We start from the raw sequence: 15,011 nt of genomic DNA on the forward strand, positions 1-15,011 counted from the left end.
TAGCCATGACAGATAAGAATTTCTTAATTGAGCTAGGTACTGAAGAGTTGCCACCCAAGGCACTTCGCACTCTAGCTGAAGCCTTTGCAGCCAACTTTGAAGCGGAACTAAAAGCCGCTAACTTACCTCACCAAGGTATTAAGTGGTATGCAGCACCGCGTCGCCTAGCACTTAAAGTAACAGCGCTTGCTGAAAATCAACCTGACAGAATTGTAGAAAAGCGCGGCCCAGCGATTGCGGCAGCATTTGATGCAGAAGGTAATGCGACTAAAGCCGCTCAAGGTTGGGCGCGTGGTAACGGCATTACGGTTGATCAAGCTGAACGCATGATTACCGATAAAGGCGAATGGCTACTGTTCAAGCAAGAAGTAAAAGGCCAACCAGCCCAAACATTATTGCCTGAACTTGCCGCAGCGGCACTGGCTAAACTTCCTATTCCACGCCCAATGCGTTGGGGAAATAAAGACACTCAGTTTATTCGTCCAGTAAAAACACTAACGATGCTATTGGGTGAAGAGCTTATCGAAGGCACTATTTTAGGTGTTGCTTCTGCGCGTACTATTCGTGGTCACCGCTTTATGGGTGAAGCTGAATTTACTATCGATAACGCTGACCAATACCCTGCGATCTTAGAAGAACGCGGCAAGGTAATGGCAGACTACGATGCACGTAAAGCGATCATTCTAGCCGATGCTAAAAAAGCAGCTGATGCCGTTGGCGGTATTGCAGATCTTGATGATGAGCTAGTTGAAGAAGTTACCTCTCTTGTTGAATGGCCAGTCGTGCTGACCGCTTCATTTGAAGAAGAGTTCCTTAAGGTGCCTTCAGAAGCGTTGGTTTACACCATGAAAGGTGACCAAAAGTACTTCCCTGTTTACGATACTGAAGGCAAACTAATCCCTAAGTTCATCTTCGTATCTAACATCATCTCAAAGGATCCAAGCCAAGTTATCTCAGGTAACGAGAAAGTGGTTCGTCCACGTTTGGCTGATGCTGAGTTCTTCTTTAATACTGACCTTAAGAGCAAGTTAGTTGATCGTCTGCCTCAACTTGAGACCGCTATCTTCCAACAGCAACTAGGTACCATTAAAGATAAAACCGATCGTATCACTGAGCTTGCGGGCTACATTGCAGAGAAGATCGGCGCAGATGTCACTAACGCTAAGCGTGCTGGCTTACTGGCAAAATGTGACTTAATGACCTCAATGGTATTTGAGTTTACTGAAACCCAGGGTGTTATGGGTATGCACTATGCGCGTCACGATGGCGAAGCAGAAGATGTTGCACTAGCACTAAACGAACAGTACATGCCGCGTTTTGCTGGCGACCAATTGCCAAGCACTGGTGTATCATCAGCGGTCGCAATGGCTGACAAACTTGATACTATCGTTGGTATCTTTGGTATTGGCCAAGCACCAAAAGGTAGCGATCCGTTTGCATTACGTCGTGCCTCTCTAGGTGTGCTACGTATCATTGTTGAAAATGGTTATGATCTAGACCTTGTCGATTTAGTTGCTAAAGCGCATTCACTATTTGGTGATAAGCTAACTAACGCTACGGTTGATTCAGATGTGATTGAATTCATGCTTGGTCGTTTCCGCGCATGGTATCAAGACGCAGGTTTCAGCATTGATGTTATTCAAGCAGTACTAGCAATGCACCCTACTCAACCGTCTGATTTTGACAAGCGTGTTAAAGCGGTAAGTCATTTCCGTGAGTTAGATGCAGCAGAATCACTAGCCGCTGCGAACAAGCGTGTGGGTAATATTCTTGCTAAATTTGATGGTGAACTACCAACAACTGTTGATAACAGCTTATTAGTAGAAGCCGCAGAGAAAGAACTAGCAGCGAAAGTTGAGACAGTAGTCGCAACCCTAGCGCCAGTATTCGCTGCCGGTGATTACCAGCAAGCATTAACAGAGCTAGCATCACTACGTGAACCTGTAGATGCGTTCTTTGATAACGTAATGGTAATGGCTGATGACGAACAACTTAAAGTTAACCGTCTAGCACTGCTTAACCTACTACGTAACCAGTTCTTACAAGTAGCCGATATTTCATTACTGCAAAAGTAACGATTATCGCTAATAAATAAGAATGACTAACCACGCTGCGGCGTGGTTTTTTTATAACTTAAATATTGGTAATTTAATATTGTTCCACGTGAAACATTCGACACAGCCGACCACTACCATTTAGGGTAACTAAGGGTTTCGCTTCTGGTTACAATCAGGTATTTTGATCTATCGCCCATCATATAACGGGCATCGCAAGCACGTAATCCTGCACTAATATAGAGGTCGATAGCACCATGGAATTTTCTGGCTTTGGCGATAAGTTCGCTGGTGATTCAGGCATTACTCAATTAATGCACGATTTAAATGATGGCTTAACCAACCCTGACGCGATCATGCTCGGGGGGGGTAATCCCGCTCAAATACCTGCGATGGTTGATTATTTTAATCAGTTGCTGGTTGAAATGGCGGCCTCTGGCGAATTAACTGCGTCGATCACCAACTATGATGGCCCCCAAGGAAAAGACCGATTTATTAGTGCCCTTGCGACCTTACTTAAGCAACATTATGGTTGGGACATCAACAGTAAAAACATCACCCTCACCAACGGCAGTCAAAGTGCCTTTTTTAATTTATTTAATTTATTAGCGGGTAAATGCCATAGTGGTGCGAGTAAGAAAATTCTATTACCGCTGTCACCAGAATACATTGGCTATGCTGATGTGGGTCTAGAACCGAATATGTTTGTCTCTTACCAACCGACGATCAGCTTATTGAATAATGGTTTATTTAAATACCATATTGATTTTAGTCAATTGGTTATTGATGACAGCATTGGTGCAATTTGTGCTTCTCGCCCCACCAACCCAACTGGGAACGTACTGACTGATGACGAGGTTAAACAGCTCGACACACTCGCCCAATCCCACAATATTCCACTGATTATCGACAATGCTTATGGCATGCCTTTTCCTGATATTATCTTTGCTGATGTGACCCCGTTTTGGAACAGTAATACTATTTTATGTATGAGCTTATCCAAACTTGGCTTGCCGGGCATTCGCTGCGGGATTGTAATTGCTAATGAAGACATTATTACTGCGTTAACCAATATCAACGGTATTATCAACCTTGCACCGGGTAGCTTAGGGCCTGCGATTGCCGATAAGCTTATCGAGCGTAATGATTTATTGCGATTAAGTCATGACGTTATTCAACCGTTTTATCAACGTAAAGCACAATATGCCGTGAGCCGATTACAGCATTATATTACCGATCCACGGTTTAGAATTCATAAACCAGAAGGCGCTATATTTTTATGGCTATGGTGTGATGAATTACCGATCACGACTAAAGAGCTTTACCAACGTTTAAAAACGCGTGGCGTATTAATCGTTCCTGGTGAATATTTCTTTATTGGTTTACAACAACCATGGCAACACAGTCAGCAATGTATACGCATGAACTACGTTCAAAGTGACGAACAAATGGAGCGAGGCATTAAAATTATTGCAGAAGAAATCACTCGAGCTTATGCCATGGGTTAGCCCAATTCTGCCCTCCCCTCTAATCTACAGACTACAGACTACAGACTAAAATCATCACATAAAAAAACGCCGCTAATAATAGCGGCGTTTTTATAAGTATTAATCTAATGACAAACTACACGTCAAGGTTAGCTACTTTTAATGCGTTTTCTTCAATGAAGTTACGACGCGGTTCAACTTGATCACCCATCAAACAAGTAAACAACTCATCGGCTGCAACAGCATCATGAATAGTAACTTGTAACATACGACGAACTTCAGGATCCATCGTTGTTTCCCACAACTGGTTAGGGTTCATTTCGCCCAGACCTTTATAACGTTGTAAAGAAAGACCACGACGTGATTCTTTGTTAAGCCACTCTAATGCTTCTTTGAAACTATCGATAGGTTGCTTACGCTCACCACGCTGAACAAAAGCAGTTTCATCCAATAGACCGTCTAATGCTTCAGACAAATCAGCCAACTTACCGTATTCTTTTGAATTAAGTAAATCAAAGCTTAATGGATATTCATGGTCAACACCGTGTGTACGAACCACAACCTTAGGCAAGAAGACGTTATTCTCTTCATCGCGTAAAATTTCAAACGTAAACTGGCTTTCACCTGTTTGCTTGGCATTTAGCGCTGCAATGATCTGTGTTAGCCATGCTTCAACTTGTGCACTTTCTGCTAGCATTGCGGTGCTTAAACGCGGTTGATAAACTAACTCATTGAGTAATAACACAGGGTAACGACGGCTCATACGCTCAATCAGTTTCATTGCGCCATTGTACTGAGTTACCAAACCTTCAAGTGCAGTACCTGTCATTGCAGGTGCACCATCATTTGCAAACAGTGATGCATTATCTAATGCTAGCGCTGTTTGGTATTGGTTCATCTCTTCATCATCTTTAATGTATTGCTCTTGCTTACCTTTCTTCACTTTGTAAAGTGGTGGTTGAGCAATATAAATATGACCACGCTCAATAAGCTCAGGCATTTGACGGTAGAAGAAGGTCAACAATAACGTACGAATGTGCGAACCATCGACATCGGCATCGGTCATGATGATGATGTTATGGTAACGAAGCTTATCCGGGTTGTATTCGTCACGACCAATACCACAGCCCATTGCTGTAATAAGCGTTGCTACTTCTTGTGAAGATAGCATCTTGTCGAAACGTGCTTTTTCAACGTTTAGGATCTTACCTTTAAGCGGTAGGATTGCCTGATTTTTACGGTTACGTCCCTGCTTGGCTGAACCGCCCGCAGAGTCCCCTTCCACAATGTAAAGTTCAGACAGTGCAGGATCTTTTTCCTGACAATCGGCAAGTTTACCTGGAAGACCCGCTAAATCTAATGCACCTTTACGACGTGTCATTTCACGGGCTTTACGCGCCGCTTCACGCGCACGAGAGGCATCAATAATTTTACCACAAATGATTTTAGCATCTGCTGGGCTTTCTAATAAGAACTCAGCAAACTTCTCGTTCATTGCTGATTCAACCGCGGTTTTCACTTCGCTTGAAACCAGTTTATCTTTAGTTTGGCTAGAGAACTTAGGATCAGGTACTTTAACTGAAACAACCGCAACCAAACCTTCACGCGCATCATCACCAGAGGTCGCTGCTTTCGCTTTCTTTGAATAACCTTCTTTATCCATAAAGGTATTTAAAGTACGCGTTAATGCACCACGGAAACCCGCTAAGTGCGTGCCGCCATCTCGTTGTGGAATGTTGTTAGTGAAACAGTAAACACCTTCTTGGAAGCCATCATTCCACTGCATCGCCACTTCAACAGTAATACCATCTTCACGCTCACTATCAAAGTGAAAAACTTTCTGGTGAATCGGGGTTTTATTACGGTTTAAGTGCTCAACGAATGCACGAATACCACCTTCATAAGTAAAGTGGTCTTGCTTGCCTTCTTCGCGCTCATCGATCAATCGAATTGAGATGCCAGAATTCAAGAATGACAATTCACGTAGACGTTTCGCTAATATTTCGTAATGAAATTCAAGATTAGTAGTAAAGGTTTCTTCACTTGGCCAAAAACGTAAACGGGTACCGGTTTTATCACTATCACCAACTTCTGCTAATGGGGCTTGAGGCACACCATTACAATACGTTTGCTGATAAATATGACCATTACGATTAATGGTTAGCTCAACTTTTTCAGACAAGGCGTTTACAACAGAAACACCTACGCCATGGAGGCCGCCAGACACTTTGTAAGAATTATCATCGAATTTACCACCAGCGTGAAGGACGGTCATGATAACTTCCGCCGCAGACACACCTTCTTCTTCGTGAAGTTCAGTCGGAATACCACGACCGTCATCGCTTACAGAAACCGAACCATCTTCGTGAATCGTAACAATGATATCTTCACAGTGACCAGCAAGAGCCTCATCGATAGAGTTATCGACAACCTCAAAAACCATGTGGTGCAAGCCAGTACCATCATCAGTATCACCGATGTACATTCCTGGGCGCTTACGTACCGCATCGAGGCCTTTAAGCACCTTAATGCTTGATGAATCGTAATTGTTGGACATTGAGTTACTCTCGCTTTAATTATCCTGTGTTATCTTGCCGTGTTCAACCATGAACAACTTACCGTTTTCATCAAGCATATCAATCACTTGCTCGCGACTAATAGCACTAATGAACACTTGGGCGTTAGTTTCCTTTAGTCGTTGCGCAAGCAACGCTCGCCTATGGCTATCCAATTCGGAAGCAAAATCATCAATTAGGTAAATACACTGTTTGCCGGTGGCCTCTGTCAGATGTAAACCTTGCGCTAAACGCAACGCACACACCATTAACTTTAGCTGACCGCGGGACAATACGTCCTCAACCGGTATTCCAGCAACTTTAATCCGTAAATCAGCCTTATGGGGCCCACTTACGGTATAGCCAAGCTGACAGTCACGCTCAAAATTACGTTGCAGCAGCTCAGCATACGGTGTTTCTTTTTCCCAGCCACGGTAAAAACCGAGCTGGATTTCAAATTCAGGTAGGAACACCTGACATATTTCAGCCGCTTTAATCTTAACAGCTGTAATGTATTCTTGACGCCACACACTTATTTGTTCTGCAAGTAACGCCAGCTCTTGATCCCAGTAACTGAGCTCACGATAGCTACGTGCCTGCTTTAATAATGCATTGCGCTGTTTAGTCAGTCGTTTTAAGCGGCTCCATGCATTATAGAACTTTGGTTCAACATGAAACACACCCCAGTCAATAAAAGACCGTCGAAATTTAGGTCCGCCGATCAATAAATCAAACCCTTCCGGGGTAATTAACTGTAACGGTAAAATCTGGGCTAACTGCGCTAACTTTTGGCCACCTTCACCACCTATTTTAACTTCAGTGGTGCCATCACGTTGCTTACTGATCCCCAACGGTAAAGTAAGGTTATTGTTATCAGTAACTCGACCATGAATAAACAATTGTTGTTGCTCATGACGAATAACGCGACTGGTTAAATGGCTACGAAACGAACGCCCATGCCCTAAATAATGAATTGCTTCAAGGACACTGGTTTTACCGCTGCCATTAGCGCCAACTAAAAAATTAAACCCACTGGCTAGCGTAATATCACACTGAGCAATATTGCGAAAATCCTGCACCAATAACCGAGTAAGTGCCATAATTACAATCTAATTGGCATTACTACATACATGGCTTCATCATTGGTTGCATCTTCAATTAATGACGGTGCATTGGCATCCGATAACGACAACCGTACTTGATCACACTTCAACGTGTTCAATACATCAAGCACATAGCTAACATTAAAACCAATTTCTAAGCTATCACCCTCATAATCAACATCAAGAAACTCTTCCGCTTCTTCTTGTTCAGGGTTATTGGCCGTAATGCGCATTTCACCATTAGATAAACCGACTCTAACACCACGGAATTTCTCATTAGATAGAATAGCTGCTCGCGCAAATGCTTTACGCATCTCATCACAGTTTGCTTCAACAAACTTAGTGCTATTTTGTGGCATTACACGACGGTAGTCAGGGAAGCGGCCATCAACCAGTTTAGAGGTAAACACAAAGTTACCAACGGTAGCTCGCAAATTTGAATGACCAATCTGAATATTAACCAACGCCTCAGGGTTATCAAACAACCGTACTAATTCTAATACCCCTTTACGCGGTACTATAATTTGTTTCGTCGGTAAATCATGACCGGTATCAATCGCACACACCGCCATACGGTGGCCATCGGTTGCTACTGAACGTAAATGTTGGCTATCGGTTTCAAACAACATTCCATTGAGGTAATAACGCACATCTTGGTTTGCCATTGAAAACTGAGTGCTATCAATCAACTGACGCATGCGGCCTTGTTCAATAGTAAATTCAACTTCGCTTTGCCAATCTTCAATATTAGGAAAATCAGCCGCAGGCAATGTCGTTAGTGTATAGCGACTACGACCAGAGCGAATTAACACTCGATCACCTTCATAGATAACCGCAATGGTTGCACTATCAGGCAAACCACGACAAATATCTAAAAATTTACGTGACGGTACCGTAACAGCACCCGCTTCGAAATCGCCTTCTAGTGCAATTTTAGCAATGAGCTCCACTTCAAGATCGGTACCTGTCATCGACAAGCACCCATTCTCAACTTGCAGCAAAATATTGCCTAAAATAGGTAATGATGGACGACCACCTAATGCACCAGTCACCTGCTGCAAAGGTTTTAATAAATGTTCACGTTCAACAGTAAATTTCATATTAAGACGACAACGTTCTAATTAGGTTTGAATAATCTTCTTTAATATCGTGGCTTTCTTCACGTAACTGCTCAATCTTACGACAAGCATGGAGCACGGTAGTATGATCGCGACCACCAAAGGCATCGCCAATCTCAGGAAGACTGTGGTTTGTCAATTCTTTAGCCAATGCCATTGCCATTTGACGCGGACGAGCAACACTACGCGAGCGACGCTTAGACAACATATCAGCCATCTTTATTTTATAATATTCAGCAACCGTTTTCTGAATATTATCAATCGTCACCAACTTTTCTTGTAGTGCTAATAAATCACGTAACGCTTCACGTACAAAATCAATCGTGATCGCGCGACCAGTAAAGTTAGCATTGGCAATCACACGATTCAATGCACCTTCTAGTTCACGGACATTGGAACGTAACCGCTTCGCAATAAAGAACGCCACTTCATCTGCCAGACGAATATTATGATCTTCAGCTTTCTTCATTAAAATAGCGACGCGGGTTTCCAGCTCTGGTGGTTCAATGGCGACAGTTAGTCCCCACCCAAAGCGTGATTTTAAACGATCTTCAACCCCATTAATTTCACGAGGGTAACGATCTGAGGTCAAAATAATTTGTTGATTACCTTCTAGTAGTGCATTGAAGGTATGAAAAAATTCTTCTTGAGAACGTTCTTTATTGGCAAAGAATTGAATGTCATCAATCAATAGTGCGTCAACACTGCGGTAATAACGCTTAAATTCTTCAATGGCATTATTTTGTAGCGCCTTCACCATATCTTGTACAAAACGCTCTGAATGCATGTAAACCACTTTGGCGTTAGGTTTACGATTCGCAATCGCATTACCGACCGCGTGCAATAAGTGTGTTTTACCTAAACCCGTACCACCATATAAAAATAATGGATTATAGGCCGCCCCAGGGTTATCAGATACCTGACGACAAGCAGCAAGACCTAATTGGTTTGACTTACCTTCCACAAAATTATTGAAATTATGTTTAGGGTTCACATTTGAACGATAACCACCCGGTGATTCAGTTTGTACCGGAGACGGTGCGGGTTCATAACGCATTGGCTCAGGTTCGGTGCGCGGTCTTGATTGCGGTAATGTAAACACAGGAGGTGCAACCGGTTGAGGCGCTGCAACAACAGGTTTACTACCTACTTCAAAATGCAGACTCGGAACATCAGCACCACAAAATTCATTAAGCAGACGATTAATATTATTAAGATATTTATCACGCACCCAATCAAGTACAAACCGATTAGGGGCAAATAATGTCAAGGTATGATCATTTAACTCAGCCTGAAGCGGACGCAGCCACACACTGAATTCTGTCGCAGGGAGTTCTTCCTGAAGGCGTTGAAGGCACTGCAACCATAGCGAAGATGACAAAGTAGACTCCACACTGAATAAACAAATACAAAAAAGGAAGATAATTTTATACTCGCTGAACAAGGATCGCTAGTAAAGAGATCCCAGATCCAGTGAATAAGATCGAACTTATGCACATAGATCTCACAATAAAATGCAAGATCAGCACAATTTAACCCACCTTTACCCACAGCTATATTAACACAGCTGCCACAAAGATAAGTCGTTCATTCCCCGTTTAATGCTGTTTTTACTCAATAATGACCATAATATCGTCAACCATTATCATCCACAGGGAAAACCTCACGCTGTGGGTAACCTTTTATGACAATCAGCGTACTTTTGTATGCCTTAAAAAGCATGATATTAAGTCGTAATATGTCGCTAGCCAAACAAATGGTTATTTCAAATAACTGTTAATTATTATCTTTATGATTAAATATCGAGGTAGGATGGTTTCACCAAATAAAGCCCTATAAAGGTAAGGAAAACACCGAATGAAAAACTGGATAAAAACATTAGTGATCGCCAGCACACTATTGGCGAGTACAACCACCAGTGTCATGGCAGCGACCACCGTAAAAGTGGGCATGTCTGGTCGTTATTTTCCGTTTACTTTTGTCAGTCAAGATAAGCTACAAGGGTTTGAAGTTGATCTTTGGAATGCGATTGGTAAACGCAATGATTACAAGGTTGAGTTTGTTACCGCTAGCTTTTCTGGTTTATTTGGTCAATTAGAAACAGGGCGTGTTGATACCATTTCAAATCAAATTGCCATCACTCCAGCCCGTCAAGCCAAATTCTTATTTAGTCAACCTTATGTCATTGACGGTGCACAATTAGTCGTTCGTAAAGGCAATAACAGCATCCACTCAACAGCTGACTTAGATGGTAAAACAGTCGGAGTAAACCTTGGTTCAAACTATGCACAACTGCTCCGTAAGCTGCCTAATGCCGATAAAATTAATATCAAAACCTATGACAGTGGTATTGAACAAGATGTCGCTTTAGGACGTACCGATGCTTTTGTGATGGATCGTTTATCGTCAGTTGCGGTTATTAATACTAAACACTTACCATTACAACTTGCAGGCAAACCATTTGCGACCGTTGAAAGTGCGTGGCCATTTTTAAATAACGCCAAAGGTAAATTACTCCAACAACAAGTAAATCAAGCCTTAGTCGCAATGCGTAAAGACGGCACGCTCGCCGCAATATCAAACAAATGGTTCCATACTGATATCACTCAATAATTAACGTCTTCACCATCGCAACCCTTGCAATGGTGAATTTATTTACATCGCTTGCACAGCCAGAATAACGGATCACCATTATGGGTTTTGATTTTAATTATATGTTGTCGTTGATTCCTATTTTGTTGAAATACCTGCCAACGACATTACTCATGGCCTCTATTGGTGCCATTTTTGCCCTTTTACTGGGTTTAATTATTGCTTTAATTCGCATTTATAAGCTGCCATTACTCAACCCTCTAATTCAACTCTATATCAGCTTTTTCCGCGGCACCCCGTTGTTAGTGCAACTATTTTTATTGTATTACGGCTTACCACAAATACTGCCAAGCTTAGTCGGATTAGACGCATTTAATGCCGCAGTTATCGGCCTTAGCCTTCACTTTGCCGCTTACATGGCGGAAAGTATTCGTGCCGCTATTCTGGGTGTTGATCGTAGTCAACGAGAAGCTAGCCTTTCGATTGGCATGACAGAATCACAAACTATGTGGCGAATTATTTTACCGCAAGCCACTCGTATCGCTTTGCCTTCGCTCATGAACTATTTCATTGATATGATCAAATCAACATCATTGGCCTTTACACTGGGTGTGCCAGAAATTATGGCCAAAGCGCAAATGGAAGCATCATCTAGCTTTAAATTCTTTGAAGCATTCCTTGCTGTTGCTATTATATATTGGGGTGTGGTGATAGTGCTTACTCGCTTACAACAATTAGCTGAAACACGCTTAGATAGGGCTTACGTACGATGATTACTATAAATAAACTCACTAAACGTTTTGGCGAACACACCATTTTTAGCGATATTGATCTCACCATTAACAAAGGTGAAATTGTAGCGATCATTGGTCCATCAGGTACTGGAAAATCAACCTTCTTACGTTGCATTAATTACCTTGAAAGTGCCAATAGCGGCAGTATCAGCATTAATGACGCGACAGTTGATTGCCTGCAACCTAAAAAAAATGACATTTTAGCGCTTAGACGTCAAACCGGATTTGTTTTCCAAAACTACGCGTTATTTAATCACCTTACGGCACAACAAAATATCAGTGAAGGTTTACGCATCGTTAAAGGCTTCGACAAGCAACAAGCACAACAACGCGCCCTTGATATTTTGACCGATATTGGCTTAGCCGATAAAGCCAATAACTACCCCGCCGCCCTCTCTGGCGGTCAGCAACAGCGAATTGGTATTGGTCGTGCGATGGCGTTAGAAGCCGAATTGTTATTACTTGATGAACCTACGTCAGCCCTCGATCCGTTGTGGGTCAATGAAGTACTTAACTTGATCAAAAAACTGGCAAAAAAACAACAAACAATGTTGATCGTCACTCATGAATTACAATTTGCGCGTGAAGTCGCCGATAGAGTGATCTTTATGGCCGACGGTCAATTTGTAGAGCAAGGGCCACCAGAGCAGATCTTTAATCACCCTAACGATCCGCGACTAAAGGCTTTTTTAACTCAAATCGGGATCCAATAAGGATCCTTGAATTTCGCGCTGTAAAACGTATAATGCAGCGCCCGTCATTAGATGTGGGTATAATTATTGACTCTTTGTTAGTCAGTGATTACAATTCCGCCTCTTTGTTCGTGGTAATTGACCAATTATGGCCAATTACATCTAACAAACTTAAAAACTGATCAGTTAATTTAAGGTAAAACCATGAAACGCACATTCCAACCTTCTGTTCTTAAGCGTAAGCGTAATCACGGCTTCCGTGCTCGCATGGCAACTAAGAACGGTCGTGCAACAATTAATGCACGTCGCGCTAAAGGCCGTAAGCGTCTTTCTAAGTAATCATCGACGATTATTTTGAATAAGTTCGCTTTTTCTCGGGAGTTACGTTTGTTAACTCCCGAACATTATAAAACTGTCTTCCAGCAAGCTCATCGTGCTGGCTCTCCCCACTTGACTATTCTTGCCCGTTCTAACGAACTTGACCACCCCCGTCTCGGTCTGGCTGTTCCAAAAAAACAGATTAAAACTGCTGTCGACAGAAACCGTTTCAAACGCGTTGTTCGCGAAAGTTTCCGTTTAAAACAACATCAGCTTCCAGCCTGTGACTTCGTAGTCATCGCAAAGAAATCAGCCAATGGGTTGAGTAACGAAGAACTATTTACGTTGTTAGATAAGTTATGGCATCGCCTGTCTCGCCCGTCGCGTGGCTAGTCGTAAGACTAGTCCGCTTTTACCAACTGGCAATCAGTCCTCTTCTTGGACCACGCTGTCGGTTCACCCCTACATGTTCTCAATATGCGATCGAAGCTGTAAAAACGCATGGAGCGCGAAAAGGTTGTTGGTTAGCGGCGAAACGTCTATTAAGATGTCACCCTTTAAATGACGGTGGTTACGACCCCGTTCCGCCAACCAAGCATAACGACAGAGAACATTAACCATGGGTTCCCAACGTAATATTCTGTTAATTGCCCTACTGTTTGTCTCATTTTTGCTATTTCAACAATGGCATGGCGACAAAAACCCGCAACCAACGAAGCAGGGTGTAGAGCAACAAGTCAATAACAATAGTGGTATTCCATCACATTCAAGTGATAATCAACCACTGATTGACCAGAAAACTTCTACTAACTTAATTACCATTAAAACGGATGTACTGGAATTAACAGTCGACACGCTTGGTGGTGATGTTATCAATGCAAAACTACTTAAATACGACAACACCCTAGATTCTAAAGACCCATATGTTTTATTAAGTGATGCTGATGGCCGTGATTATGTCGCGCAATCAGGCTTAATTGGAACAAATGGTTCTGATTCACCAACACATGGCCGCGCACAATACGCTGTGACCGCGAAAAGCTTTGTGATGGCAGCAGATCAAAACGAACTGCGTGTACCAATGACATTTACTAAAGATGGCATTAGCTACATCAAAACATTCGTTTTCAAACGCAACGATTATGCTGTTAATGTTGATTACACAATCGACAACAAAACTGACAAGTCAGCAACGGTACAAATGTACGCGCAGCTGCGTCACCGTCTAGCAAGTAAAACTGGCGGCGGTATTAAAGGTATGGCAATGCACACCTACAATGGTGCAGCATATTCAGCTAATGATACTAAATACAAAAAATACAGTTTTGATGACATCAAAGAGAAGAACCTTAACCAGTCAGCAAATGACGGTTGGGTTGCGATTATGGAGAACTACTTCGTATCAGCATGGATCCCTCGTGATGGCAAAGACCAAACATCTCAACTCTACAGCAGCGATAACAATGGTATAGGTTATATCGGCGTACGTATGCCGCTAGAAACTGTAGCTGCGGGTCAAACAAAAGAAATCAAAGCAACATTATGGCTTGGTCCTAAGTTGCAAAAAGAAATGGCAGCAACGGCGGCTAACCTAAACCTAACAGTTGATTACGGTTGGTTATGGTTCATTGCAAGTCCATTGCATAAATTACTTTCTTTCATTCACAGCATGGTAGGCAACTGGGGTGTAGCAATCATCATCCTAACGCTAATTGTTCGTGGTGCTATGTACCCACTAACAAAAGCGCAGTACACCTCAATGGCAAAAATGCGCATGCTACAGCCTAAAATTCAGGCAATGCGTGAGCGTTTAGGTGATGACCGTCAACGTCAAAGCCAAGAAATGATGGAACTGTACAAAAAAGAGAAAGTAAACCCACTTGGTGGTTGTTTACCTATCATGCTACAGATGCCAATTTTCATCGCGCTATACTGGGCACTAATGGGATCAGTTGAATTGCGTCATGCGCCATTCTTCGGTTGGATTACGGATCTATCTGCACAAGACCCGTACTACATCTTGCCAGTCCTAATGGGCGTATCAATGTTCCTTATCCAGAAGAACAGCCCATCAACTGTAACGGATCCTATGCAGCAGAAAATCATGACCTTTATGCCGGTTATGTTTACTTTCTTCTTCCTATGGTTCCCTTCAGGCTTAGTACTGTACTGGTTAGTGTCAAACGTTGTGACTCTAATTCAACAAACCATTATTTTCCGCGCGTTGGAGAAAAAAGGTTTACACAGCAAAGCTAAATAAGCGGTATCTGTGAATAAGAGGCGACCTTAGGGTCGCCT

Annotated in this window: 13 protein-coding genes; 9 read left to right on the top strand and 4 right to left on the bottom strand. The window is 42.5% G+C overall.

All coding sequences use genetic code 11. The features are described from left to right. Window positions 1-5: 5 nt before the first annotated feature. Window positions 6-2,075 (top strand): glycine--tRNA ligase subunit beta, encoded by a 2,070-nt coding sequence (gene glyS, locus C9J51_RS16915; RefSeq protein ID WP_045040462.1) that lies wholly within the window; start codon window positions 6-8, stop codon window positions 2,073-2,075. 236 nt (window positions 2,076-2,311) lie between these two features. Beyond that, on the top strand, window positions 2,312-3,562 hold the full coding sequence (locus tag C9J51_RS16920; protein ID WP_045040463.1) for a valine--pyruvate transaminase: 1,251 nt from the start codon (window positions 2,312-2,314) through the stop codon (window positions 3,560-3,562). Window positions 3,563-3,677: 115 nt separating this feature from the next. Here C9J51_RS16920 and gyrB read toward each other — a convergent pair whose 3' ends face one another. Genes gyrB through dnaA form a run of 4 tightly spaced genes read right to left on the bottom strand, consistent with a single transcriptional unit; the run spans window position 3,678 to window position 9,698 of the window. Continuing rightward, entirely contained in the window at window positions 3,678-6,098 is a 2,421-nt protein-coding gene (gyrB, locus tag C9J51_RS16925; protein ID WP_045037231.1) for a DNA topoisomerase (ATP-hydrolyzing) subunit B, read from the bottom strand. Window positions 6,099-6,113: 15 nt separating this feature from the next. Further along, window positions 6,114-7,196 (bottom strand): DNA replication/repair protein RecF, encoded by a 1,083-nt coding sequence (gene recF / locus C9J51_RS16930; RefSeq protein ID WP_045037230.1) that lies wholly within the window; start codon window positions 7,194-7,196, stop codon window positions 6,114-6,116. A 2-nt stretch (window positions 7,197-7,198) separates the two neighbouring features. Further along, window positions 7,199-8,299, bottom strand: a complete 1,101-nt coding sequence (gene dnaN / locus C9J51_RS16935; protein WP_045037229.1) for a DNA polymerase III subunit beta — start codon at window positions 8,297-8,299, stop codon at window positions 7,199-7,201. A 1-nt stretch (window position 8,300) separates the two neighbouring features. Next, complete coding sequence (gene dnaA, locus C9J51_RS16940) at window positions 8,301-9,698, bottom strand: chromosomal replication initiator protein DnaA (protein WP_045037228.1); 1,398 nt, start codon at window positions 9,696-9,698, stop codon at window positions 8,301-8,303. A 476-nt stretch (window positions 9,699-10,174) separates the two neighbouring features. On the opposite strand from dnaA, the gene C9J51_RS16945 reads away from it, so the two are divergent. The 7 genes from C9J51_RS16945 (at window position 10,175) to yidC (ending at window position 14,973) form a co-directional block, all read left to right on the top strand. Next, a complete protein-coding gene (locus C9J51_RS16945) occupies window positions 10,175-10,930 on the top strand; it encodes an amino acid ABC transporter substrate-binding protein (protein WP_045040464.1) in 756 nt (251 codons plus the stop codon). Between the two features lie 80 nt (window positions 10,931-11,010). Next, window positions 11,011-11,682 carry an amino acid ABC transporter permease gene (locus C9J51_RS16950; RefSeq protein ID WP_045037226.1) on the top strand — a complete coding sequence of 224 codons (672 nt, stop codon included), beginning with the start codon at window positions 11,011-11,013 and terminating at the stop codon, window positions 11,680-11,682. Next, window positions 11,679-12,416 (top strand): amino acid ABC transporter ATP-binding protein, encoded by a 738-nt coding sequence (locus C9J51_RS16955; RefSeq protein WP_045037225.1) that lies wholly within the window; start codon window positions 11,679-11,681, stop codon window positions 12,414-12,416. Before C9J51_RS16950 ends, C9J51_RS16955 begins: the two co-directional genes overlap by 4 nt. A gap of 183 nt (window positions 12,417-12,599) precedes the next feature. Further along, window positions 12,600-12,734: a 50S ribosomal protein L34 gene (rpmH, locus tag C9J51_RS16960; protein WP_045037224.1), complete on the top strand. Its 135-nt coding sequence runs from the start codon at window positions 12,600-12,602 to the stop codon at window positions 12,732-12,734. 15 nt (window positions 12,735-12,749) lie between these two features. Beyond that, the gene (gene rnpA / locus C9J51_RS16965; protein WP_080159045.1) at window positions 12,750-13,106 is read left to right on the top strand and encodes a ribonuclease P protein component; all 357 of its coding nucleotides are present in this window, start codon (window positions 12,750-12,752) and stop codon (window positions 13,104-13,106) included. After that, window positions 13,073-13,330, top strand: a complete 258-nt coding sequence (yidD, locus tag C9J51_RS16970) for a membrane protein insertion efficiency factor YidD (protein ID WP_082056862.1) — start codon at window positions 13,073-13,075, stop codon at window positions 13,328-13,330. The genes rnpA and yidD overlap by 34 nt, the downstream gene beginning before the upstream one ends. Window positions 13,331-13,332: 2 nt before the next feature. Then, the gene (yidC, locus tag C9J51_RS16975; RefSeq protein ID WP_045040465.1) at window positions 13,333-14,973 is read left to right on the top strand and encodes a membrane protein insertase YidC; all 1,641 of its coding nucleotides are present in this window, start codon (window positions 13,333-13,335) and stop codon (window positions 14,971-14,973) included. The last annotated feature ends 38 nt before the right edge of the window (window positions 14,974-15,011 follow it).

This window comes from Photobacterium iliopiscarium (assembly GCF_003026395.1).
GTDB classification, from domain to species: Bacteria; Pseudomonadota; Gammaproteobacteria; order Enterobacterales; family Vibrionaceae; genus Photobacterium; species Photobacterium iliopiscarium.

What these genes read in the sequence shown, in the direction of transcription:
- C9J51_RS16945 (WP_045040464.1), top strand. Translation starts at nt 10,175, where the DNA reads ATGAAAAACTGGATAAAAACATTAGTGATCGCCAGCACACTATTGGCG.
- C9J51_RS16920 (WP_045040463.1), top strand. Translation starts at nt 2,312, where the DNA reads ATGGAATTTTCTGGCTTTGGCGATAAGTTCGCTGGTGATTCAGGCATT.
- gyrB (WP_045037231.1), bottom strand. Translation starts at nt 6,098, where the DNA reads ATGTCCAACAATTACGATTCATCAAGCATTAAGGTGCTTAAAGGCCTC.
- yidD (WP_082056862.1), top strand. Translation starts at nt 13,073, where the DNA reads ATGGCATCGCCTGTCTCGCCCGTCGCGTGGCTAGTCGTAAGACTAGTC.
- yidC (WP_045040465.1), top strand. Translation starts at nt 13,333, where the DNA reads ATGGGTTCCCAACGTAATATTCTGTTAATTGCCCTACTGTTTGTCTCA.
- recF (WP_045037230.1), bottom strand. Translation starts at nt 7,196, where the DNA reads ATGGCACTTACTCGGTTATTGGTGCAGGATTTTCGCAATATTGCTCAG.
- C9J51_RS16950 (WP_045037226.1), top strand. Translation starts at nt 11,011, where the DNA reads ATGGGTTTTGATTTTAATTATATGTTGTCGTTGATTCCTATTTTGTTG.
- dnaN (WP_045037229.1), bottom strand. Translation starts at nt 8,299, where the DNA reads ATGAAATTTACTGTTGAACGTGAACATTTATTAAAACCTTTGCAGCAG.
- rpmH (WP_045037224.1), top strand. Translation starts at nt 12,600, where the DNA reads ATGAAACGCACATTCCAACCTTCTGTTCTTAAGCGTAAGCGTAATCAC.
- C9J51_RS16955 (WP_045037225.1), top strand. Translation starts at nt 11,679, where the DNA reads ATGATTACTATAAATAAACTCACTAAACGTTTTGGCGAACACACCATT.
- glyS (WP_045040462.1), top strand. Translation starts at nt 6, where the DNA reads ATGACAGATAAGAATTTCTTAATTGAGCTAGGTACTGAAGAGTTGCCA.